Raw genomic sequence first — 20,570 nt, forward strand, 5'->3', positions numbered from 1 at the left:
GTCTGAGACTCGGCCCTGTTCCGATCAACCGGCTTTACCCCTCCAAGCCCGACAGCGCCCGCTCCAGATCCGCCCGCAAATCCGCCTCATCTTCCAGCCCGATATAAAGCCGCACCAGCACGCCCTCATGCGGCCAGTTCCCGGCGGTGCGCATCGACTTGATGTCGTACGGCATGGCAAGACTATTTGCCCCGCCCCAGCTCCAGCCGATAGCGAAGTTTTCCAGCGCCTCGACGAAGGTATCGATTTGCGCCGGGCTGTAGCGTTTGTCGAAGACCACGGAGAACAGTCCACCGGCCCCCGTGAAATCGCGTTCGAAAAATTCATGGCCCGGGCAATCCGGCAATGCCGGATGCAGCACCGCCGCAATTTCCGGCCGCGTCTTGAGCCAGTGAGCCAGGGAAAGCGCAGTCCGGTCATGAGCATCGAAGCGGATTTGCATGCTCGGCAAACTGCGCAGCACGAGCGAACAGTCATCGGAGGACACGCCGACGCCCATGCGCATCCGCGCGCGCTTCAATTGCATGTGGATAGCTTTGTCGGCGGTAATCGTCGCGCCCATCAGGATGTCGCTCGCGCCTGACTGGTACTTCGTCAGCGCCTGCACCGAGATATCGACGCCATGATCAAACGGCTTGAATGCAAGACCGGCCGAATACGTATTGTCGATAGCCGTCAGGATCTTGCGCGCCCGCGCGACCTTCGTGATCGCTGGCACGTCCTGCACTTCCATGGTCACCGAACCCGGTGCTTCGAGCCAGATCAGCTTGGTGTTCGGCCGGATCAGCGCGTCAATGCCCGCGCCGACGAGTGGATCGTAATACGTCACTTCCAGGCCGAAATCCGCCACAAGCCAGTCGGCATGCTCGCGATTCGGCGAGTAAGCGTTGTCGGGAATCATCACGTGATCGCCGGCCTTCACCAAACCAAAGTACACGTTAGATATGGCCGATAACCCCGAAGGCTGCAGCAACGCATGCTTGCCACCCTCGATCACCGCCAGCCGCTGCGCCAGCGCAAGCGACGTGGGCGTGGCGTGAAGGCCGTATCGCCACTGACTGTCGTCGCTCCAGACGAGCGCGCGCATGGCGGCGAGATTCGGGAAGACCACGGTCGACGCCCGTGCAACCGGCACCGAGAACGAGTCGAAACCGGGGCTGAGCTGATCGTCCGGATGGACGATACGGGTCTGCAAGCTGCGCGCGCTGGACGAGTTGCTGGAATCGGTCATGAGTGTCCTGCTTGTTCGAGGCTATAAGAAAAAAGCGTCATCGCTCGAAGCCGATGACGCCGTGTTACATCGAACGGCGAGTTCGTGTTTCACTCGCCGATGATCACGTTACTGGTCCCGCCCAGCGCGTGGCCCGCAGCCGACGGAGCGGGCGGAGGCGCGGGCTCCAGCGAAGGCGCGGCCGATTGCGGCACTTTCGGTGCAACCGCACCGGCGGCAGGGGCAGGCACAACACCGGACCCGACCGGCTTGAGGTCGAAGGGCAGCGGATTGGAATCGTCGGCGTTCATGCGTTCGCCCGACACGCTGCCATCGGCTGCAAACTTGCCGACCCAGTTGCCGGTGATATGCGTGCCGTCATTCGACTCTTCGATCTCAAGCGTATCGCCGTCACGGTCACCCGCGATCAAAATCACCGTCGACGCTCCCGCAAACCGGTATTCGCCGTGTACGCCCGTGCGCTCATCGGTTTTTGCGCCGAGCTTCATTTCAATCTGCTTGTCGCCCAGCGTACCAACATAGGTCGGGAAACGCGCAAACGCCGGATTCGGCGTCAGCGGTTTGGCTGGCGGGAGTGCCAGCGTTTCAATTGCTTCGGCCGTACCCGGCCCCCGCAGGCCCAGATCGCCTGGCGTAGCCGCCGCGCGTGCCGCCGACACGGCTCGGGAGCCGTCGGGCGGCATGGCCGAATTACAGCCGGCGAGCAATAGCGCTGCCGCCACCGCCGCCACTTTCAGTTGCGTCATCGAATAGTTTCCTGTCCTTACCCTGCTCATGCGCGTTCAAAAATTGCCGCGATGCCCTGCCCGCCGCCAATGCACATAGTCACCAGCGCATAACGTCCGCCCACGCGCTGCAGTTCGTACAGCGCCTTCACGGTGATCAGCGCGCCGGTTGCCCCGATCGGGTGGCCGAGCGAAATGCCTGAGCCGTTCGGGTTGACCTTCGCAGGATCCAGATCCAGCTCCTTAGATACCGCGCAAGCCTGCGCCGCAAACGCTTCGTTGGCTTCGATTACATCGAGATCGCCAACGGTCAAGCCGGCGCGCTCCAACGCCTTGCGCGTAGCCGGAATTGGGCCAATGCCCATGTATTTCGGATCGACGCCCGCGTGCGCATACGAGACCAGCCGCGCGAGCTGCTTCAGGCCACGCGCTTCAGCCGCGCCGCGTTCCATCAGCACGACGGCCGCGGCCGCGTCGTTGATGCCCGACGCATTGCCTGCGGTCACCGTTCCGCTTTCCTTCGCAAACACGGGTTTGAGCTTCGAAAAGTCCTGGAGCGTCGCGTTCAGACGAACGTGCTCGTCGGTATCGAAGACAATGTCGCCCTTCTTCGATGCCTGCGTGACGGCAAGGATCTGTTCCTTGAAGTAACCCGCTTCGATAGCCCGCGCCGCGCGCCGATGCGATTCGAGCGCAAGTTCGTCCTGCATCTCGCGCGAAATGCCGTATTTGGCAGCGACGTTTTCCGCCGTGACGCCCATATGGATCGTATCGAAGGGATCGTGCAGCGCGCCGAGCATCATGTCGATGAGGCGCGCATCGCCCATGCGCTGTCCGAAGCGCGCCGACTGCGCGAGATACGGCGCGCGGCTCATGCTTTCCGCGCCCCCGCCGATGGCGACATCGGTGTCGCCAAGCAGAATGGATTGAGCGGCCGAGATGATTGCCTGCAGGCCCGACCCGCACAAGCGATTGACCGTCAGCGCGGGCGCGTGATGCGCCACGCCGCCGTTCACCGCGGCGACGCGTGCCAGATACATGTCCTTGGGTTCGGTCTGGATCACGTTGCCGAAGACCACATGGCCAACATCCTCGCCCGACACGTTCGCTCGCGACAAAACTTCCCGCACCACGCGCGCACCGAGATCCGTCGGGCTGAAGTCCTTCAGCGCACCGCCGAAATCGCCAATTGCAGTCCGCACGCCGCTGACCACCATCACTTCACGTTGCGCCATGAAAGCTCCTTCGTCTCAGTTGTTTTGTGTCTTGCGTACACCGCTGCGGCTAGCGTGAAATCACAACCAGACGCTCAGACTTCGCCCCACAGGTCGTGGCCATCGGCGCCGGTGATTTTCACCGACACGAAATCGCCTGCCTTGTAACGCTTCGACGCCTTCTTTGCCGGCTCGATATACACCACGCCGTCGATCTCCGGCGCATCCGCCGCGGTCCGGCCGACGCCGCCTTCATTGCTCAGTTCATCGACGAGCACTTTCAGCGTCTTGCCGACCTTGCGTTTCATGCGTTCCGCCGACAGTTCTTCGGCCAGCTCCATGAAACGTGCGCGACGGTCCTCGCGCACTTCGTCGGGCAGCGCGCCGTCGAGCTCGTTCGCCGTTGCGCCTTCGACTGGCGAATAAGCGAAACATCCGACCCGATCCAGATCGGCGATACGAATGAAGTCCAGCAGCGTCTGGAATTGTTCTTCCGTTTCACCCGGGAATCCCGCAATAAACGTGCTCCGGATCGTCAGGTCCGGGCACATCGCGCGCCATTTCTGCACGCGTTCCAGCACCTTCTCGGCGTTCGCCGGGCGCTTCATGCGCTTGAGCACTTCGGGGTGCGCGTGCTGGAACGGCACATCCAGATACGGCAGCACGTGGCCCTTCAGCGGACCTTCGGCCATCATCGGGATGACTTCGTCCACGCTCGGGTACGGATAAACATAATGCAGGCGGACCCACGCGCCGTATTGCACAGCGAGCTCGCCCAATGCGCCGACGAGATCCGTCATGCGCGTCTTGACCGGCTTGCCGTTCCAGAAACCAATGCGGTATTTGACATCGACGCCATACGCGCTCGTGTCCTGCGAGATCACGAGGAGTTCCTTGACGCCGGATTTGAACAGGTTCTCGGCTTCGAGCATCACGTCGGCCAGCGGGCGCGACACCAGATCGCCGCGCATGGACGGGATGATGCAGAACGTGCACCGGTGGTTACATCCTTCCGATATCTTCAGATACGCGTAATGCCGCGGCGTCAGCTTGATGCCGGCAGGCGGCACGAGATCGATGAACGGATCGTGCGGCTTGGGCAAATGCAGATGCACGTGGCTCATGACCTCGGCGGTCGCGTGCGGCCCGGTCACGGCCAGCACTTTCGGATGCACTTCCTGGATCAAGCCGGTCCCGCTCGCGCTTTTCTTCGCACCGAGACAACCGGTCACGATCACCTTGCCGTTCTCGTGGAGCGCCTCACCAATGGCGTCGAGGCTTTCCTGCACGGCTTCATCGATAAACCCGCAGGTGTTGACCACGACGAGATCGGCGCCGTCGTAGGAGCCGGAAATCTCGTACCCTTCCGCGCGCAGTTGGGTGATGATCTGCTCGGAATCCACCAAAGCTTTCGGACATCCGAGGCTGACAAATCCTACCTTCGGAGTCGAAGGGGTCGGCACGGCGGGGGAAATGGTCTGCGACATAGGTGTGGGTCCGGCGTATAGCGGTGACGATGGCGACAAATGGGGACGGTGCGGCAAGGCTAAGGGAGCCGAGGTCCATGAGGACCACACCCCAGACAGCGTCCCGCGCACGTAACCGCTTATTGTACCGCGCTGGCGGTGGCAGAGCCGGCCAAGCGGCAAGGCGTTGCCGCATCAAACAGGCCGAGCGCCGCGCGTTGATGTGCCGGTATCGAGTCGTGGAAAGCCGAAGCGCGCTCGATCACCTCAAGAATTTCGCGCGAATCATGCAGGCGCCGGATGGCTGTGTGCAGCTCAGCCGCCTGAGGCCAGGTCCGCTTGAGGTAACTGAGCCACATTTTGACGCGTCCGTGCTCATGACGGACCGCGACACGGACTTGGAGTTTTCTCAGGTAATCGGCGAGTTGACCCAGCACGGCCGGCCATTCCTCGCTGGAAGGCGTCCTGTCTATCAATCCGCGGATGCGCAAGGCCAGGAACGGATCCGAGACGGCGCCGCGCCCGATCATCACGTCCGCGCAGCCGCTGACCGCCCGGCACCGCTCCCAGTCCGCCACTGTCCAGACTTCGCCGTTGGCGACGACCGGCACGTCCACGGCGGCGTCGATACGCGCGATCCACTCCCAGTGGGCCGGCGGCCGATAGCCATGGTCACGCGTTCTGGCATGCACGACAAGGGAAGCGGCACCGCCTTCGGCCAGCGCCGTGGCACAGTCGATTGCGAGCGAAGTATCGGACACGCCAAGCCGCATTTTTGCAGTCACGGCGATGGCGGCAGGCACTGCTGCGCGAACGGACGCAACGATCCGGTTCAGCTGTTCAGGGTGAGCCAGGAGCATCGCGCCGCCACCGTGCCGGTTGACGATTTTGGCGGGGCAGCCGAAGTTCAGATCGAGTCCATGCGGCGACAGACTGGCCGCCTGAGCCGCATTCAGCGCCATCCATTCAGGATCGCTGCCAAGCAACTGGATCACCATCGGCGTGCCGCCGGGTGTGCGGCCTCCGTGGAGAACTTCGGGCGTATCTCTCTCGTAGACACTTCGGGGAAGCACCGAGCCCGTCACCCTGACGAATTCGGACACGCAGCCGTCGAATCCGCCTGTGCTGGTCAGCACGTCGCGCAGCACGTAGTCCGCAAGCCCTTCCATGGGCGCAAGAAACAGCCGGCTCATGGGAGAACGGCGCCTAGGCTGCTTTTGCCGATCTTACGGCTATCCGAGCGTAACAAAGCCGACTTTCGGAGTGGCGGGTGTGGTGATGTGGGACATGTTGTGTTCTGGGTGAGTGCCGGCCGGCGTTTGGGCACCGGACAGGCACGAAGCTAGCGAGCGCAGCGCTGCGCGTGCTGCCGTTAGCGTTGGCGTCACCAATCGAAAGCAGGCAAAAGACGCTGGAAAAGACGAGAACCGGCGCGGCATCCGCCACAGGGCGAGGTATTCGCCTTGGGCGCTGTGCTGCAAATCGAGATTGTACCGTGAGCGGACGCGAAGGAATGCCGTGCACCAGAGCCTCAACCGAATAGCTTCCAGACCTTCTGAACCAGGCAGTCCTCCAGTCCCAAATGTAGCGCACGCGTTCTTGCGAATTATACGGCAATGCCGTATAATTCGATCCAATGTATACGATCATCGAGACTGAAATTTTTCAGCGTTATGCTGCGGACATCTGGCGCGAAGCAGAGCGAGAGGCTTTCATCGCTTGGCTTGCCAATAATCCTCTATCCGGAGATGTCGTTCCGGGTACTGGCGGCTTACGCAAAGTACGGTGGTCAAGGCCAGGAATGGGAAAACGTGGCGGCGCACGTGTGATCTATTACAACCTGCTCGATGACGGCTGCATCTGGTTGCTGATCGCGTATACGAAGGCGAAGTTCGACAATCTGCCAGCGTCGTTTCTAAACCAGTTACGTGAAGAGGTGAAGAATGGATAAGGAAATGGAGCAATTCCAAGCGGACTTGTTGAAGTCTGTCCGCGATATGAAAGCAGGACGTGCTGGACGCACTACTACCGTTGCACCCACAACGGCGTCCTTAGCCCGCGCCAAGGTCGGACTTTCGCAGAGCGCATTTGCCGCTCTGCTCGGTGTATCGACGCGAACACTGCAAGATTGGGAGCAAGGTCGACGCGAACCTACCGGGGCCGCACAGACGCTGCTGCGGGTCGCAGCTCTCCATCCAGACGCGTTGCGAGACCTACAAACGGTGTGATGCGGAAATACGGAGCCAAGCCGGTATAAAAGCCAAGCCGCCGATTTATCAACGTTCCTTCAGATATCCGAAGGAAACAAAGCTGACTTTCCGCGCGCGGATGCCACATGATACCGCGCGCCCAGCCTTGACCCGCGCGGCTTTGGCCCTTCGCCAAGTCTGCTTCAAATCAAACACTGCGCCGCTTACTTCTTCTCCTGCGTGCCGGCCGGCGGAGTAGCCGTGGAAGTAGCCGGCGCTGCAGTCGCAGCCGCCCCGGCCGTCCCCGGCGTCGGGAACGGGAACGTATTGAACATCGATTTCGCCTGGGTCTGCATCTGCTCCTGCATCTGCACGAACATGTTCTTCGATTGCTCGATATAGCTCGTCATCATCCCCTGCATCATGGGCGCCTGCATGTTCATGAACTGCGACCAGACTTCAGGATTAAGCGGCACGGCATTACCGTCGATCAGCCCCTTCGACTGGTCGGTGAGCTTATGCTGGATGTCGATGAACGCCTGGATATTCTTCTCCAGGTACGTACCCATCATGCCCTGCATCGCGTTGCCGTAGAAGCGGATGATCTGCGAGAGCATGACCGATGAAAACATCGGCAAGCCACCGCTTTCTTCTTCCAGAATGATCTGCAGCAGGATGCTGCGCGTCAGGTCCTCGGCGGACTTGGCGTCCATCACCTTGAACTCTTCCTGGTCGAGCACGAGCTGTTTGACGTCGGAAAGCGTGATGTAAGTACTGGTTTCGGTATCGTAGAGCCGGCGATTCGGATATTTTTTTATGAGTCGTTCGGCGGATTTCTTTGTAGTGGTCATGTAACGCCTTTAAACGCAAAACTCAAACTGTGCCGGCGGACTCCGCGTGATTGAAAGCGACGCAAGCCGCCGGTTCGTAGTTGGTGCCGGTGATCTCCGGCATCCAGTCCCAACGCCCCGACCCTACCCGAGACGCGCGGCGCGCACAGCTTTATGGCGCGCCGCTTGAAGCACCCTCACCCCATGTGCAAGCCGCCGTTCAGCGAGAAATCGGCGCCGGTCGAAAAACCCGATTCCTCCGATGCCAGCCACGCCACGATCGAACCAATTTCCTCCGGCCGCCCAAGCCGGCGAACCGGAATGGTCGCGACAATCTTCTCCAGCACGTCCGGGCGGATCGACTTCACCATGTCCGTGCCAATGTAGCCCGGCGAAATGGTATTGACCGTCACACCCTTGGTCGCCACTTCCTGCGCGAGCGCCATCGTGAAGCCGTGAATGCCGGCCTTCGCCGTGGAATAGTTGGTCTGGCCGAACTGCCCTTTCTGACCATTCACCGACGAAATATTGATCACGCGTCCGAAACCACGCTCAACCATGCCATCGATCACCTGCTTCGTGACGTTGAAGAGGCTCGTCAGGTTGGTATCGATGACCGCGGTCCAGTCTTCGTGCGTCATCTTCCGGAACACGACGTCGCGCGTGATGCCCGCGTTGTTCACCAGGATGTCGACTTCGCCGACTTCAGCCTTGACCTTGTCGAAGGCGTTCTTGGTCGACTCCCAGTCGCCCACATTGCCTTCTGACGCAATGAAGTCATAGCCCAGCGCCTTTTGCTCTTCGAGCCACTTGACCCGGCGCGGCGAGTTCGGTCCACAGCCCGCGACGACCGTGTAGCCATCCTTATGGAGCCGCTGGCAGATACTCGTACCAATGCCGCCCATGCCGCCCGTCACATACGCTACTCGTTTCGTCATTGCTCGCTCCGTTTATCGTTATGCGCGCTTGGCGACCGGCCTTGGCTGCCGGCTCGTATCGCGGCGCGCGGTGCTTGTCGCACCCTGTCTCCCTACAGCCGCTCCACCGCGAGCGCCACGCCCATACCGCCGCCGATACACAGCGACGCCAGTCCTTTCTTCGCATCGCGTTTCTGCATTTCATGCAGCAGCGTGACGAGAATCCGGCAACCGGACGCACCGATCGGATGCCCGATCGCGATCGCCCCGCCGTTCACGTTGACCTTCGACGTGTCCCAGCCCATCTGCTGATGCACAGCCAGCGCCTGCGCTGCAAATGCTTCGTTGATTTCCATCAGATCGAGGTCCGACGCGGACCAGCCCGCGCGTTCCAGGCAACGCTTCGATGCCGGCACCGGACCCATGCCCATCACTTTCGGATCGACGCCTGCGTTCGCGTACGCCTTGATGCGCGCGATCGGCGTGAGGCCCAGAGCATCGGCCTTTTTCGCCGACATCACGATCACGCCCGCCGCGCCGTCGTTAAGACCGGAGGCGTTTGCCGCGGTCACAGTGCCTTCCTTCGAGAACGCGGGCTTCAGGCCGGACAGCGACTCGGCTGTTACGCCATGACGCACGAATTCGTCGGTGGCAAAACGCAGCGGCTCGCCCTTGCGCTGAGGAATTTCAACGGGCACGATTTCATCGTTGAAACGGCCGGACTTCTGTGCCGCTTCCGCCTTGTTCTGCGACAGGGCCGCGAACTCATCCTGCGCTGCACGCGTAATGCCGTATTCCTTCGCGACGTTTTCCGCCGTGACGCCCATGTGGATCGAGTTGAACGCGTCCCACAGGCCGTCCACGATCATGGAATCGATCAGCTTCGCGTCGCCCATGCGGAAACCGTCGCGTGAGCCCGGCAACACGTGCGGCGCCGCGCTCATGTTTTCCTGGCCGCCCGCGATCACGATGTCGGCATCGCCCGCGATAATCGCGTTTGCCGCCAGCATCACGGCTTTCAGGCCCGAGCCGCACACCTTGTTGATGGTCATGCCCGGCACCGAACTGGGCAAGCCTGCCTTGATCAGCGATTGACGCGCCGGATTCTGGCCGGAGCCCGCCGTCAGAACCTGGCCGAGGATCACTTCACTGATCTGTTCGGGCTTGAGGTTTGCGCGTTCGAGTAACGCGCGAATCACGATGGCGCCCAGATCGGGTGCGGCGATTTTCGCCAGCGACCCGCCGAATTTGCCGACGGCCGTCCGTGCAGCCGATACGATCACTACGTCTGTCATTTCAGTTTCCTTTGAGAATCGAAAGTGGTAGCCCGGGTTTAGCCGGCTGACTGCGTGGCCGGCTGGATGCGTGTTCGCGCTTGCCCCTTGTTTGCCTGCGCCGTTTTCACCCGGTGCAGGCGACGCTCTCAACAGCGCTGGCGTTACAGTTTCTTCAGGTTTCAGCAACTGCAATAAAGCGATACGTCGGATACTGTTGACCGGTCGCGCCCGAAATGCAATCGGGTCCGATCCGCATGACCCGCCTGGCCGTCGCTCAAACTTGCGCTCAAAAAGTCATTCAGCCGTGCAGGTCATGCAAAAATTTCACTGGTCCCGCTGCAGGACATAACGTCCCGGCGCCGGCTCGATCACCGGGAAATCACCGGACCCCAGGTTTGCTTTCGGCTTTACTTTCTTGCCGGCGTAACCATCGAGCCATTGCGTCCACGTCGGCCACCAGCTACCCGGATGTTCGGTCGCGCCTTCGAACCATGCATCGGCGTCTTCGGGCAGGGTTTTATCGGCGTTATCGAGAAGCCAGAAACTGCGCTTGTTCTTCGACGGCGGATTGATCACGCCCGCAATATGTCCCGAGGCCCCAAGCACGAACGTCTGCGGCCCGGTCAGCAACGGTGCGGACGCATACGCCGCCGTCCACGGCACGATGTGATCCTCGCGCGACCCATACAAAAACGTCGGCACATCGATCTTCGACAAATCCACCGGCTCACCGCACGCGGTCAGTTCGCCCGGATTACGCAGGCGATTTTCCAGATAGGTGTTACGCAGATACCAGACGAACATCGGGCCTGGAAGATTGGTTGAATCGCTGTTCCAGTAAAGCAGGTCGAACGCCTGCGGCGTGCGGCCCTTCAGGTAATTGTCCACCACGTAGTTCCACACCAGATCATTCGGGCGCAGATATGAGAACGTGTTGGCAAACTCGACACCGCGCATCAGCGCAGGCGGTTTGCCGTTCTTGCCGCCAATGGTCTGCTCGCGCATCTGCACATGCTGCTCATCGATAAACACATCGAGCACGCCCGTGTCCGAAAAGTCGAGCATGGCGGTGAGCAGCGTCATGGATGCAACGGGATGCTCCCCACGCGCGGCCAGCACGGCCAGCGCGGTGGCGAGCATCGTGCCGCCGACGCAAAAACCGAGCGTGTTGATCTGCTCGCGTCCGCTGATCTGCTTGACTACATCGATAGGCGTAAGCACGCCTTCGTCGATGTAATTATCCCAGGTCTTGTGCGCGATCGATGCATCCGCATTACGCCACGAGATCATGAAAACCTGATGGCCGGCGTCAAGCGCATGGCCGACGAGCGAACCTTCCGGCTGCAGGTCGAGAATGTAGAACTTGTTGATGCACGGTGGCACGATCAACAGCGGCCGCTCTCTCACGGTCGCCGTGCGCGGCGTGTACTGGATCAGTTGCAGCAGGTCGTTCTCGAACACGACCGAGCCTTGCGTGGTCGCAATGTTCTTGCCGACCACAAAACCGGATTCATCGCTTTGCTGGATCTTGCCGCGCTGCATGTCGGCGAGCAAATTCAGCATGCCCTTTTGCAGACTCTCGCCACGGCTCTCGATCAGCGCCTTCTGTGCATCCGGATTCAACGCAATGTAATTGCTCGGCGACGCCGCTGCTGCCCACTGCTGTACGGCAAACCTGATTCGTTCGCGGGTCTTGTGATCGGCTTCGACAGCTTCTGCAAGCTCCTGCAAATAACGCGCATTCAACACATACCATGCAGCGGCGAATGCGAAACCAGGCGCTGATTGCCACGCGGTCGTGCTGAAGCGACGGTCTTTCAGCGTCGCCAGGTCGATGCTTTGCTCGCTGGCCTGCTTGATCAGTTCCGCGGCGTCACGCGAGAAACTGGACTGCAGCTCCTGTAGGCGCTGCGGCGCGATAGCGGCAGTCGGAATCTTCGGCATCGCCAACGGCAATTGACCACTACCACCGTTATTGCTGTTGCCGCCACTGATGCCTGGAAAACCGGAAAACCCCGGGAAACTACCCAGCGCCGCAAACGGATTAGCCGATGCTGATCCTGCCGATTCCGCATGTCCCGAATTCGCCTGGGCGGCAAGCTTTTGCCACTGGGCCGGGTCGGCTACTGCACGCCATGTGTTAAGCCATTGCTCGAACATCTTTTGCACTGCCGCTGGATCTGCGGCAGGCACTCCAAAAGGCGCACCCGACGTACTAGGCGAAGCCTTGGCAGCGGATGGACTTGATGAACCCGGTGATGATGAAGATGAAGATCTGGAAGCAGCCATATCCGCGTTTGACCTAAGCGTCCCGAGAGACTGAGTTGCTGATGCAGGCGTGACGTGGAGCCGCGTCGTTGTAATCGTCGTGCCGGGCTGCTAAACGCCCGACCGCGATGATGTGACCTTGCTACGCCGTGCGCTTTTGTGAAACATTCTTGCTCCACGGTGCAAGGCGTGTCAATGCGTCGCCTTGATTTTGACGCAGTGCGATATTTTTTTCATCATCGTTTTCCCGATGTGACGCGATGATGAATGTCAAGAATTGTTGCGCAACATAAGACGCGTCCATCGCGGCCAATCACGTTTTAGTCGCGCAGCAAAAAGCGTGCGCTTGGCGGCATAGGCGAACATCAGGTCATAGCCGGTTTGAGCCGGGTTTGAGCCGGATCTGCGCGAGTCGGATCCGGGGTCTAGTCTGCCAGCCAGATCATTGCGGCCATGCGTCCCGTTGTCCGGTCCCGTCGATACGAATAGAACCGGTCCGCATCAGTCATCGTGCAAAACGTCCCGCCGTGGACATTGCCGGACGGCACGCCGCTCCGTTCGAGGCGCAAACGGGCGAGCGCATAGAGATTGGCCAGATATTTGTGTTTCTCTTCACGCTTGACGAAAGCGGCAATGGTCGCATCGCGACATTCAGGGTCGGCCGCAGCGACGAACGCATCGAGCACATCCTCACCTACTTCGAACGCTGCCGGGCCAATTGCCGGACCTAGCCATGCGTGCAACGTGCTGGTCTGGGCGCCGGCGAGATGCGCGACCCGCTCCGCCGTCTTTTCCACGATTCCAGCCGCCAGTCCACGCCAGCCTGCATGCGCTGCGCCGACGGCACGGCCGGCTGCATCGCAGAAAAGTACCGGCAGGCAGTCCGCGATCATCACAACGCACACGACGCCCGCGCGATCGGTCACCGCTGCGTCTGCCTCGACCACTGACGCGGGGGAACCGGCGCAGCGGTCGATCACCGCGCCTGCATCCTCGATCTGTGCGCCATGCACTTGCGCAAGCCATGCAATCGGGGCGCCAGTGAGTTCCCCCACGCGCCGGCGGTTTTCCATCACGGCGTCGGGTGCATCGCCTGTGTGCAGGCCGAGGTTCAGGCCGCCACGGCTGTTCGCACCGCCATACGGCGCGGCACTGACACCCCCATTGCGCGTGGTTGCAAGCGCCTTCACTCGCGGCGAAACCGCATTGGGACCGCTGGACCAGCCGGGCCAAAGGCAATCGTCGTGGCGAAGCGGCGGGTAATCCACAAACTTAGCCGCGAAGCCTGCCTCAGATGGCGTCACCATTGGCGTCATTCCTCGTCATCATCGTCATATTCGATCGGCTGCGACTCGTCCCAGCCGCCGCGCGCCTGAACGCCGCCATCGTCTTCATCGATGAAATCCGCGTCCTCCGGATCGAGATCCGTCGCTTCATCGCGACCCAGGCCCAATTCCGCCGCCAACGCTTCAATATCCTCCGGCACGTCAGCGCGCCAGCTGATCTCGCGACCCGTGGTCGGATGGATCAGTCCAAGCCGCCAGGCATGCAGCGCCTGGCGATTGAACCCCTCCGGCAGCGGCTGCACCGAACGCTTGCCACGCGCGTGACCATAGATGGGATCCCCCAGCAACGGATGGCGGATATGCGCACAATGCACGCGGATCTGGTGTGTACGGCCGGTGTCGAGATCGCAGTGAACCGCGGACACGGGCTGGTTGTTCCACATCGCCCGGTCGATGGTGCGGTAGTGCGTACGGGCGTATTTCCCCGATGCGCTCTCCACCACCGCCATGCGCGTGCGGTCGCGCGGATCGCGGCCAATCGGTGCATCGATAGTGCCTTCGTCCGGCATCGTCCCCCACACCAGCGCGACGTAGCGGCGCTTCACCGTGCGTGCCTGCAACTGACGGGTCAGGACCGTCTGCGCTTCGAGCGTGCGTGCAACCACCATCAGCCCCGACGTCTCCTTGTCCAGCCGATGCACGATACCCGCGCGCGGCAAGCCGGCGGCGGCGTCGCCGTACCGGTACAGCAAACCGTTGAGCAGCGTGCCGCTCCAGTTGCCCGCCGCCGGATGCACGACCATGCCCGCAGGCTTGTTGATGACCACGAGCGCATCGTCTTCATAGACGATCTCGAGCGGCACCGGTTCCGGCGTGAACGCGAGCTGTTCGGGCAGTAAATCGGGAATCAGCGTGATAGTGGCGCCGAGCGGCACCGGTTGCCGGATCTTCGCGGGCGCGCCGTCGACCTGCACACGCTGCGCATCAATCCAGGTCTGCAGGCGGCTACGCGAAAACTCGGGGAACAGGCGTGCCATGACCTTGTCGAGACGCTCGCCGGCGTACTCGTCGGGGACGAGGATCGTGCGCGGCGTTTCGGCGTCGGCGCGGCGCTCGTGCAGGTTGGTGGGCACGGGTTTGCCGTGAATTTCGCTTGCGGCGTCCGGCGCAGCGGCCGGTTCGGTCAAATCGTCCGGACGTGCGTCGTCGGCCGATGCGCTTGGGCTATAATCTTTGCTGCGATCTTTGGTACGACTTGTACTTGAGCGGGTCATTTAGACTGAAAAGCTGGGAATTAGCCAGAAAGGCATGAGCTAGAAAATGCAAGCACTGATGCGAGCCGTGAATCAAGCTTTGAGAACCGTTTTGAACCCTGTCCGTCAACTGGTCCGGCTATCGTCGAACTCGTCTGTCAAGGTCATGGCGCTGGCTGCGGGTGCCGTCATTGTTGCGGGCTGCCATGGTTTGCCCGAGAAAACCGACGAAACGGCAACGTGGAATAACGGCAAATTATACTCGGAGGCGCAGGATGCGCTGACCGGCGGTGACTTCGGCAAATGTGCGAAGTATTTCGAGAGCCTGGAAGGTCGCGATCCGTTTGGTCATTTTGCGCAACAAGCGCAGATCAATGTCGCTTACTGCAACTGGAAGGACGGCGAAACCGCTTCCGCAGATTCGGCTATCGACCGCTTCATCAAGCTGCATCCGGATCACCCGGACATTCCCTACGCGTATTACCTGAAAGGCATGATTCACTTCAACGACGACCTCGGTCTGTTCGGCCGTTTCTCCGGCCAGGACATGAGCGAACGTGATCCGGTGTCGCTGCGCGAATCGTACGACGCGTTCAAGGTCGTGGTCGACAGGTATCCGCAAAGCAAGTATGCGCCCGATGCCGCTCAACGCATGCGCTACATTGTGAACGCGCTGGCTTCGCACGAAGTGCACGCTGCGGATTATTACTATCGGCGTGGCGCTTATGTCGCGGCAATCAACCGTGCGCAACTCGCGATCCGTGAATACCGGAATGCGCCTGCAACGGAAGATGCGTTGCACATCATGATGCTGTCGTACGGCAAGCTCGACCAGCCGCAGCTGGAAGGCGACACGAAACGCGTGTTGGCCGCTACGTTCCCCGACAGCCCGTATGTCACCGGCAAATCGCGCCCGGGTAAGGAAAATAAATCGTGGTGGCAGATCTGGTAAGCGGGTTCTTCACGCTAGGTTCTTCACGCTAACCACAGCAACGAAAAGATCGGCGAAAGCCGTGATGCAGTTCAATTAAGCCTTATAAAAAAGCCGCGCTCATTTCGGAGCGCGGTTTTTTTTCGGACACTATTCTCACAGCTGAATCGGGTTCCAGACGGCCAATTCCCGGCCAGTCCCGGTCTCTCAAAAGAGATGCCAGGATCGGGCCTTCTGACGTGAAAAGCGTGCCTGGTGGACGATTACCCAACGGGTAGCGGGGACATTACAACTCTGTTATCGGGTGGAATCGAAGCCTGTGTTATCTGCCGTTACACAAAGAAGGAAAAATCTCCGCGGAATTCATACACTTGTGAGTAACCGGTCCTGATTCGGGGTAGCCTGCCCTGTGCAGGATCCGGCTTGGCAAAACAAATCTGAAATAGTGCGGACAGTAGAGGTGATCATCATGAATGCGCGTAGAGCGTGCCAGCTATTGCTGGTGGTGTTGGCGGCCGTGGGTGCAAGCGGCGCAGCCATGGCCGGCGGCTACTATCACGGCGGCGGCGGTGGCTGGGGGGGTGGCTATCATGGCGGTGGCTATTACCACGGCGGCGGCTACTACCACGGCGGTTGTTGCGGTGGGTCGGTCGGGGTGTATTTTGGCCCGGGTTTTGTCGGTGGCTATCCGTACCCGTACTACCCCGGTTACTACCCGAATTACTACGCTTACGGCCCTGTGCCAGTCGTCGATCCCACGCCGACTCAGTATGTCGAACAGGGACAAACGGACACGACAGGTAGCGGCGCGCCGCAAGCGTCCTACTGGTATTACTGCGGGAAGCCTCAAGGTTATTACCCGTACGTCAGGGCCTGCCCCGGAGGTTGGCAGACAGTGCCGGCCCAACCGCCCGGCGGCTGATCGAGCAGCGCGCCGCGTTTGGATCAACGCCGCCTGATCCGGCGTCATGCCCGAGCGGGCGTGCATAGGGAAAGAAACGCGCCGAGGACTGCGCGGCGACACATGCTGCCGGCGCAGAGGCCCACAGGCTCGCGACGTTTAACACGCCGCGTTCATTCGTCTTCTTGAGCCACCGCCGTTTCCGGATCGGAGAAGAAAGCGCGCACCACTTCCAGTTCGCGCGTGCGCTTGAACGGCGGCAGGCTTTGCCAGATACGCCGGCCGTAGGGTTTATCGACGAGACGGGTGTCGCAGATCATCAACACGCCACGATCCGTTTCCGCGCGTATCAACCGGCCCGCGCCCTGCTTGAGCGTAATCACCGCCTGCGGCAACTGATGCACGGCAAACGGGCTCAGCCCCTTCTTGGTCAACGCATCCAGCCTCGCCGACAACACCGGGTCATCGGGCGGCGCAAACGGCAGCTTGTCGATAACCACCAGCGACAGCGCGTCGCCACGCACATCCACCCCTTCCCAGAAGCTCTGGCTGCCCACCAGGATGGCGTTGCCGTAGGAGCGGAAGCGGTCGAGCAACTCGGTTCGGCTGGCATCGCCCTGTACCAGCAGCGGGTAGTCCCAGCCGCGCTGCTCGATCGTGTCACGCAAACGCATCGCAATCCGATCGACCGCGCGCAACGTCGTGCAAAGGAAAAACACGCCGCCCTTCGATGCCTCGATCACCGGCAGCGCGCCATCGAACACGGCGTCGGTGAAATTCGGCGACGACGGTTGCGGCAAGTTACGCGGCACGTACAACAAGCCTTGCGTCGGGTAATCGAAGGGACTGGGCAGCGTCATGGAACGACGCGCGTTCAGGCCCATTTGCGCGGCGTAATGCGTGAAATCCCCTCGCACCGACAATGTTGCCGACGTGAAGATCCACGCCCGCGGCACACCGGCGCGCTGCTTCGAGAAAATCGGCGCGACGGAAAGCGGCGTCTCGTGTAACTGCACCGTATGCGAGAACACTTCGATCCAGCGCACCATCTCGTTTGGATCGGCTTTCGCCGCCGCTTCAGCCTCCTCGGCTACCGCCTTTTCGACAGAAGTCGGCGGCGCGGTCCAGCCGCCCAGCAAGCCCTGCAATTCGCGCGCACGGCGCAACAGCACCCCCAGCGGCTCGGCCCTCTCCGCGTGCTCGCCAAGGGCCTTGGTGAGTGCATCAAGATGCTCTTCAAGCGTGTCGAGCGCGTCGAATAACGGATGGTCATCGGCAAGCTGGCCAAGCGACATCCGCACCGAATCTTCTTTGAACGCCAGCCGCACGTCGCGCGCCGCACGTTCCAGCGCAGCGCCGAGTTTGGTCCAGTCGGAGAAATCGCGGGCGTGGCTCAAGCCTTCTGCTACCGCGTCGCGGGCCAGTTCGAGAAACTGCGTGGTGGATACCGTTTCGCCAAAAAACAGCGTCGCGGTTTCGGGCAACTGATGCGCTTCGTCGAAAATGATGGTATTCGCCGTCGGCAGCAACTCGGCCATGCCGGTGTCGCGCAACATGACATCGGCGAAAAACAGATGGTGGTTCACCACCACGATATCCGCCTGCTGTGCCTCGCGCCGCGCCTGCATCACGAAACACTCTTTGTACTGCGGGCATTCCTGACCGAGGCAGTTGTCACGGGTAGACGTGACCATCGGCCAGACGGGAGAATTCTCGGGCACGCTCGCAAGTTCGGCTTTGTCGCCCGTGCGCGTGATCTTGGCGAAACGGATGATTTCCTGCAGATGCGACGTGTCCTGGCGCGTGGGCAAGCGGCCGTTGTCGGCCGTGCGCTGCAGGTAGTAATGGCACAGGTAATTCGCGCGCCCTTTGAGCATGGCGACCGACACCGGCACGGCGAGCGCGTCGCGCACGGTAGGAATGTCGCGCTGGAACAGCTGGTCCTGCAAGTGCTTCGTGCCGGTCGAGACGATCACCTTGCCGCCCCACAGCATGGCCGGCACGAGATACGCAAACGTCTTGCCCGTACCCGTACCCGCTTCCACGATCAGCGTGTTCTCGCCGCCGTCGATTCCCGTCGATGCCGTCGCCACACCCAACTCGTCCGCACCGTCGTCATGAACGACAGGCGCATCCGACGGCCCGAGCTTGCGCGCGGGACGGCGTTGCGCGTCGAACATCGCGGGTTCAGGCATGGCGCGCCCGGAAGCCTCCATGGCGGCGGCGACCGCGCGCGCCATGTCGACCTGCGAAGCACGCGAGCGATAACCATCGATTTGCCGCGCCAACAGACCCTCGGCGGCAAAAATCGCATCGAGTTCAGTGCGGCGTTTTGGCGCCAGCGAGAGCGACAGCGTGGTGTCGACGGCACCCGCCTTCGCGGCCGGCTTCAGCACGGCTTCCGCGTTCTCTGTGAGGGCATTGTCGGGCGAATTCAAAGGGACGTTCCTGCTTGTGTTCCGGCTCGTGACTCGTGTCAGCAAGCCAGGTCTGCCCCCTTGCCGACGAGGCGCCAAGGGTAGCTGGCGTAAAAATTCTTCCGGCCCGCGCATGCATCACGTGTGCTTCACGTGTACGTCATGGATTCAAGTGCGCGTCCGGTTCCAACTGCAATTGCAGCAGGATGATGGTGTCCTTGACTTTGAGCTTGCGCTTCTTCAGGCGCCTGATCTCGAAGTCGTTGATGCCGGGAACCTCAGCCATCTTGCCGATAAGACTATTCAGGCCGTGATGCTCCGCTTCCAGCTGTCCGATGCGTTCACGGATCGTGCCTGTGTCGACTGCTGCTGCAGGATATGCATGCATATTCGTCTCCCCTGGCCGCGTAGGCCGCTTCAGGTCACTGACCGGCGTCGCCCGAGGTTACTGTCCGGTCCCGGCTTACTTCGGTTGCTGTTGTTGCTGCTGCTGTTGCTGCTTGAGTTGTTCCTGGTGCGCCTGATCTGCCGCGTCCTGCTGCGCACGCTGTTGCTGCTTGGCGGCCGCTTCCTTCTGCCGGGACTGAACTTCCGCCTGATGCTCGGCAGCATCACGTTGCTTGGCCGCAAAACGTTCCGCCTTGTCTTCGCGGTCCTTTGCGTCCTGCACGCCGCGCGCGGCGGCATCGGCAAGTTTCTTCTGGTAATCCGCCTGCTTGCGATCGTAATCGGCCTGGTTCTGCGCGCGCTGCGGCGCTTCCGCATTTCGCTGCGCCGCTGACAACTCATTCTGGCGCTGCTTCTCTGCAAACGACTCCTCGCTCGCCTTCTCATTCGCCGCACGCTGCGGCCCCTCGGACACGTACTGCGCGCGTTTGATCGCCGTTTGCTGGTCCCGCTGCTGCGCGTGCTGCAGACGTTGTTCGTCGTCGAGCGCCAGTTGTTCCTTGCGAATTTGCTGGGCTACTTCACGCTTGGCGTCCCGCGCTTTGTCCAGGCAGTGATTGACGAAAAAATTGCTGTAGCAATCGTGCTGCTTGACCCCGTAGGTATAGTTGTTCTCCGCGCTGCGAACGTCCAACGCCTTCTGGCGCGCGGCGAAAGCGTTGGTATCGGCGGTGGCTTGTGCTGCGTCAGCATCGATTACGCCACTTGCTCCGATCTGACCCGCCGCCCGGCTTGCCGGCACGCCCGATGCCGCTTGGCCTGCATCGCCATTGCCATTGGCTTGCGCGCCGGTTTCGTCGAGCGGCGTTTGCGTGACCGACGTACCCGGGTTGATGGGCTTCGGCGTCTGCGCCATGACGGCCGTGCCGATACCCGCGCAGGTTAACGCGACCAATATTGCCGCAACGGGCCGGGCGAATGACAAGACCTGCCGCGACAAGCCAGCCAACAGTCCGGCTGATCGCACGATGGCAACATCGCCACCCGATGCGGCCGGACCGGTCGAGGCGAACGAATCGACTGAAGCAGTCGGCAAAGCGGGCGAAAGGCGGGAAGTCGGCAACGTGATAGCCAGCGTGATAGGCAAGAAAACGAACAAGGAGACGGACAATGGCGTGAAAAAGCAGCTTCTACAATCCTGAAATTCTATCACCGCGCGCCGGAGCCCTCCGGCATTTATGGCAAAATGCCCCGCTTCACCAACCCGGCAAACGTGTT

At 61.2% G+C, this 20,570-nt stretch carries 19 protein-coding genes; 5 read left to right on the top strand and 14 right to left on the bottom strand.

What is annotated here, in order from left to right:
• Positions 1-34: 34 nt before the first annotated feature.
• The 5 genes from ACSQ8V_RS10550 to ACSQ8V_RS10570 all read right to left on the bottom strand — a co-directional run bounded on the left by ACSQ8V_RS10550 (position 35) and on the right by ACSQ8V_RS10570 (position 5,829).
• Positions 35-1,231: a cystathionine beta-lyase gene (locus ACSQ8V_RS10550; RefSeq protein ID WP_436205692.1), complete on the bottom strand. Its 1,197-nt coding sequence runs from the start codon at positions 1,229-1,231 to the stop codon at positions 35-37.
• An 89-nt stretch (positions 1,232-1,320) separates the two neighbouring features.
• Positions 1,321-1,977 carry a hypothetical protein gene (locus ACSQ8V_RS10555; RefSeq protein ID WP_436205693.1) on the bottom strand — a complete coding sequence of 219 codons (657 nt, stop codon included), beginning with the start codon at positions 1,975-1,977 and terminating at the stop codon, positions 1,321-1,323.
• Between the two features lie 26 nt (positions 1,978-2,003).
• The gene (gene bktB, locus ACSQ8V_RS10560) at positions 2,004-3,191 is read right to left on the bottom strand and encodes a beta-ketothiolase BktB (protein ID WP_436205694.1); all 1,188 of its coding nucleotides are present in this window, start codon (positions 3,189-3,191) and stop codon (positions 2,004-2,006) included.
• Positions 3,192-3,265: 74 nt separating this feature from the next.
• Positions 3,266-4,657 (bottom strand): 30S ribosomal protein S12 methylthiotransferase RimO, encoded by a 1,392-nt coding sequence (gene rimO, locus ACSQ8V_RS10565; RefSeq protein ID WP_436205695.1) that lies wholly within the window; start codon positions 4,655-4,657, stop codon positions 3,266-3,268.
• A gap of 119 nt (positions 4,658-4,776) precedes the next feature.
• Positions 4,777-5,829, bottom strand: coding sequence for a tRNA dihydrouridine synthase (locus ACSQ8V_RS10570; RefSeq protein WP_436205696.1), 1,053 nt, complete (start codon positions 5,827-5,829; stop codon positions 4,777-4,779).
• Between the two features lie 443 nt (positions 5,830-6,272).
• Here ACSQ8V_RS10570 and ACSQ8V_RS10575 point away from each other — a divergent pair, with 443 nt between their 5' ends.
• Together ACSQ8V_RS10575 and ACSQ8V_RS10580 are read left to right on the top strand one after the other, a co-directional pair.
• Positions 6,273-6,587, top strand: coding sequence for a transcriptional regulator (locus ACSQ8V_RS10575; RefSeq protein WP_436205697.1), 315 nt, complete (start codon positions 6,273-6,275; stop codon positions 6,585-6,587).
• Positions 6,580-6,864: a helix-turn-helix domain-containing protein gene (locus ACSQ8V_RS10580; RefSeq protein ID WP_213761503.1), complete on the top strand. Its 285-nt coding sequence runs from the start codon at positions 6,580-6,582 to the stop codon at positions 6,862-6,864. The genes ACSQ8V_RS10575 and ACSQ8V_RS10580 overlap by 8 nt, the downstream gene beginning before the upstream one ends.
• 185 nt (positions 6,865-7,049) lie before the next feature.
• Here the strand turns inward: ACSQ8V_RS10580 and phaR are convergent, their stop codons facing one another.
• From phaR to ACSQ8V_RS10610, 6 genes are all read right to left on the bottom strand, one after another.
• Positions 7,050-7,676 carry a polyhydroxyalkanoate synthesis repressor PhaR gene (phaR, locus tag ACSQ8V_RS10585; protein WP_213761504.1) on the bottom strand — a complete coding sequence of 209 codons (627 nt, stop codon included), beginning with the start codon at positions 7,674-7,676 and terminating at the stop codon, positions 7,050-7,052.
• Between the two features lie 176 nt (positions 7,677-7,852).
• Entirely contained in the window at positions 7,853-8,593 is a 741-nt protein-coding gene (locus ACSQ8V_RS10590) for a 3-ketoacyl-ACP reductase (protein WP_047897600.1), read from the bottom strand.
• Positions 8,594-8,685: 92 nt separating this feature from the next.
• Complete coding sequence (locus tag ACSQ8V_RS10595) at positions 8,686-9,867, bottom strand: acetyl-CoA C-acetyltransferase (protein ID WP_213761505.1); 1,182 nt, start codon at positions 9,865-9,867, stop codon at positions 8,686-8,688.
• A 306-nt stretch (positions 9,868-10,173) separates the two neighbouring features.
• Positions 10,174-12,138 carry a class I poly(R)-hydroxyalkanoic acid synthase gene (phaC, locus tag ACSQ8V_RS10600; RefSeq protein WP_436205698.1) on the bottom strand — a complete coding sequence of 655 codons (1,965 nt, stop codon included), beginning with the start codon at positions 12,136-12,138 and terminating at the stop codon, positions 10,174-10,176.
• A 404-nt stretch (positions 12,139-12,542) separates the two neighbouring features.
• Complete coding sequence (pgeF, locus tag ACSQ8V_RS10605; protein WP_436205699.1) at positions 12,543-13,424, bottom strand: peptidoglycan editing factor PgeF; 882 nt, start codon at positions 13,422-13,424, stop codon at positions 12,543-12,545.
• A 5-nt stretch (positions 13,425-13,429) separates the two neighbouring features.
• A complete protein-coding gene (locus ACSQ8V_RS10610) occupies positions 13,430-14,677 on the bottom strand; it encodes an RluA family pseudouridine synthase (RefSeq protein WP_436205700.1) in 1,248 nt (415 codons plus the stop codon).
• 145 nt (positions 14,678-14,822) lie between these two features.
• Between ACSQ8V_RS10610 and ACSQ8V_RS10615 the strand changes: the two genes are divergently transcribed.
• Together ACSQ8V_RS10615 and ACSQ8V_RS10620 are read left to right on the top strand one after the other, a co-directional pair.
• Entirely contained in the window at positions 14,823-15,608 is a 786-nt protein-coding gene (locus ACSQ8V_RS10615; RefSeq protein WP_255631120.1) for an outer membrane protein assembly factor BamD, read from the top strand.
• Between the two features lie 448 nt (positions 15,609-16,056).
• Positions 16,057-16,509, top strand: coding sequence for a hypothetical protein (locus ACSQ8V_RS10620; RefSeq protein ID WP_436205701.1), 453 nt, complete (start codon positions 16,057-16,059; stop codon positions 16,507-16,509).
• Positions 16,510-16,661: 152 nt separating this feature from the next.
• On the opposite strand, the gene ACSQ8V_RS10625 is transcribed toward ACSQ8V_RS10620, so the two are convergent.
• The 3 genes from ACSQ8V_RS10625 to ACSQ8V_RS10635 form a co-directional block, all read right to left on the bottom strand.
• Positions 16,662-18,884 (bottom strand): ATP-dependent DNA helicase, encoded by a 2,223-nt coding sequence (locus ACSQ8V_RS10625; RefSeq protein WP_436206637.1) that lies wholly within the window; start codon positions 18,882-18,884, stop codon positions 16,662-16,664.
• 181 nt (positions 18,885-19,065) lie between these two features.
• Positions 19,066-19,293, bottom strand: a complete 228-nt coding sequence (locus ACSQ8V_RS10630) for a DUF465 domain-containing protein (protein ID WP_165091437.1) — start codon at positions 19,291-19,293, stop codon at positions 19,066-19,068.
• A 75-nt stretch (positions 19,294-19,368) separates the two neighbouring features.
• A complete protein-coding gene (locus ACSQ8V_RS10635; RefSeq protein ID WP_436205702.1) occupies positions 19,369-20,208 on the bottom strand; it encodes a colicin transporter in 840 nt (279 codons plus the stop codon).
• Between ACSQ8V_RS10635 and ACSQ8V_RS10640 the strand changes: the two genes are divergently transcribed.
• On the top strand, positions 20,207-20,494 hold the full coding sequence (locus ACSQ8V_RS10640) for a hypothetical protein (protein WP_436205703.1): 288 nt from the start codon (positions 20,207-20,209) through the stop codon (positions 20,492-20,494). The two genes, ACSQ8V_RS10635 and ACSQ8V_RS10640, sit on opposite strands and share 2 nt — an antisense overlap.
• The last annotated feature ends 76 nt before the right edge of the window (positions 20,495-20,570 follow it).

Source organism: Caballeronia sp. LjRoot31 (genome assembly GCF_964253885.1).
Classification (GTDB): Bacteria; Pseudomonadota; Gammaproteobacteria; order Burkholderiales; family Burkholderiaceae; genus Caballeronia.

What these genes read in the sequence shown, in the direction of transcription:
- ACSQ8V_RS10575 (WP_436205697.1), top strand. Translation starts at nt 6,273, where the DNA reads ATGTATACGATCATCGAGACTGAAATTTTTCAGCGTTATGCTGCGGAC.
- ACSQ8V_RS10595 (WP_213761505.1), bottom strand. Translation starts at nt 9,867, where the DNA reads ATGACAGACGTAGTGATCGTATCGGCTGCACGGACGGCCGTCGGCAAA.
- ACSQ8V_RS10570 (WP_436205696.1), bottom strand. Translation starts at nt 5,829, where the DNA reads ATGAGCCGGCTGTTTCTTGCGCCCATGGAAGGGCTTGCGGACTACGTG.
- ACSQ8V_RS10615 (WP_255631120.1), top strand. Translation starts at nt 14,823, where the DNA reads ATGGCGCTGGCTGCGGGTGCCGTCATTGTTGCGGGCTGCCATGGTTTG.
- ACSQ8V_RS10580 (WP_213761503.1), top strand. Translation starts at nt 6,580, where the DNA reads ATGGATAAGGAAATGGAGCAATTCCAAGCGGACTTGTTGAAGTCTGTC.
- phaR (WP_213761504.1), bottom strand. Translation starts at nt 7,676, where the DNA reads ATGACCACTACAAAGAAATCCGCCGAACGACTCATAAAAAAATATCCG.
- rimO (WP_436205695.1), bottom strand. Translation starts at nt 4,657, where the DNA reads ATGTCGCAGACCATTTCCCCCGCCGTGCCGACCCCTTCGACTCCGAAG.
- ACSQ8V_RS10555 (WP_436205693.1), bottom strand. Translation starts at nt 1,977, where the DNA reads ATGACGCAACTGAAAGTGGCGGCGGTGGCGGCAGCGCTATTGCTCGCC.
- ACSQ8V_RS10590 (WP_047897600.1), bottom strand. Translation starts at nt 8,593, where the DNA reads ATGACGAAACGAGTAGCGTATGTGACGGGCGGCATGGGCGGCATTGGT.
- ACSQ8V_RS10610 (WP_436205700.1), bottom strand. Translation starts at nt 14,677, where the DNA reads ATGACCCGCTCAAGTACAAGTCGTACCAAAGATCGCAGCAAAGATTAT.
- ACSQ8V_RS10630 (WP_165091437.1), bottom strand. Translation starts at nt 19,293, where the DNA reads ATGCATGCATATCCTGCAGCAGCAGTCGACACAGGCACGATCCGTGAA.
- phaC (WP_436205698.1), bottom strand. Translation starts at nt 12,138, where the DNA reads ATGGCTGCTTCCAGATCTTCATCTTCATCATCACCGGGTTCATCAAGT.
- pgeF (WP_436205699.1), bottom strand. Translation starts at nt 13,424, where the DNA reads ATGGTGACGCCATCTGAGGCAGGCTTCGCGGCTAAGTTTGTGGATTAC.
- ACSQ8V_RS10620 (WP_436205701.1), top strand. Translation starts at nt 16,057, where the DNA reads ATGAATGCGCGTAGAGCGTGCCAGCTATTGCTGGTGGTGTTGGCGGCC.
- bktB (WP_436205694.1), bottom strand. Translation starts at nt 3,191, where the DNA reads ATGGCGCAACGTGAAGTGATGGTGGTCAGCGGCGTGCGGACTGCAATT.
- ACSQ8V_RS10550 (WP_436205692.1), bottom strand. Translation starts at nt 1,231, where the DNA reads ATGACCGATTCCAGCAACTCGTCCAGCGCGCGCAGCTTGCAGACCCGT.
- ACSQ8V_RS10635 (WP_436205702.1), bottom strand. Translation starts at nt 20,208, where the DNA reads ATGGCGCAGACGCCGAAGCCCATCAACCCGGGTACGTCGGTCACGCAA.
- ACSQ8V_RS10640 (WP_436205703.1), top strand. Translation starts at nt 20,207, where the DNA reads ATGACGGCCGTGCCGATACCCGCGCAGGTTAACGCGACCAATATTGCC.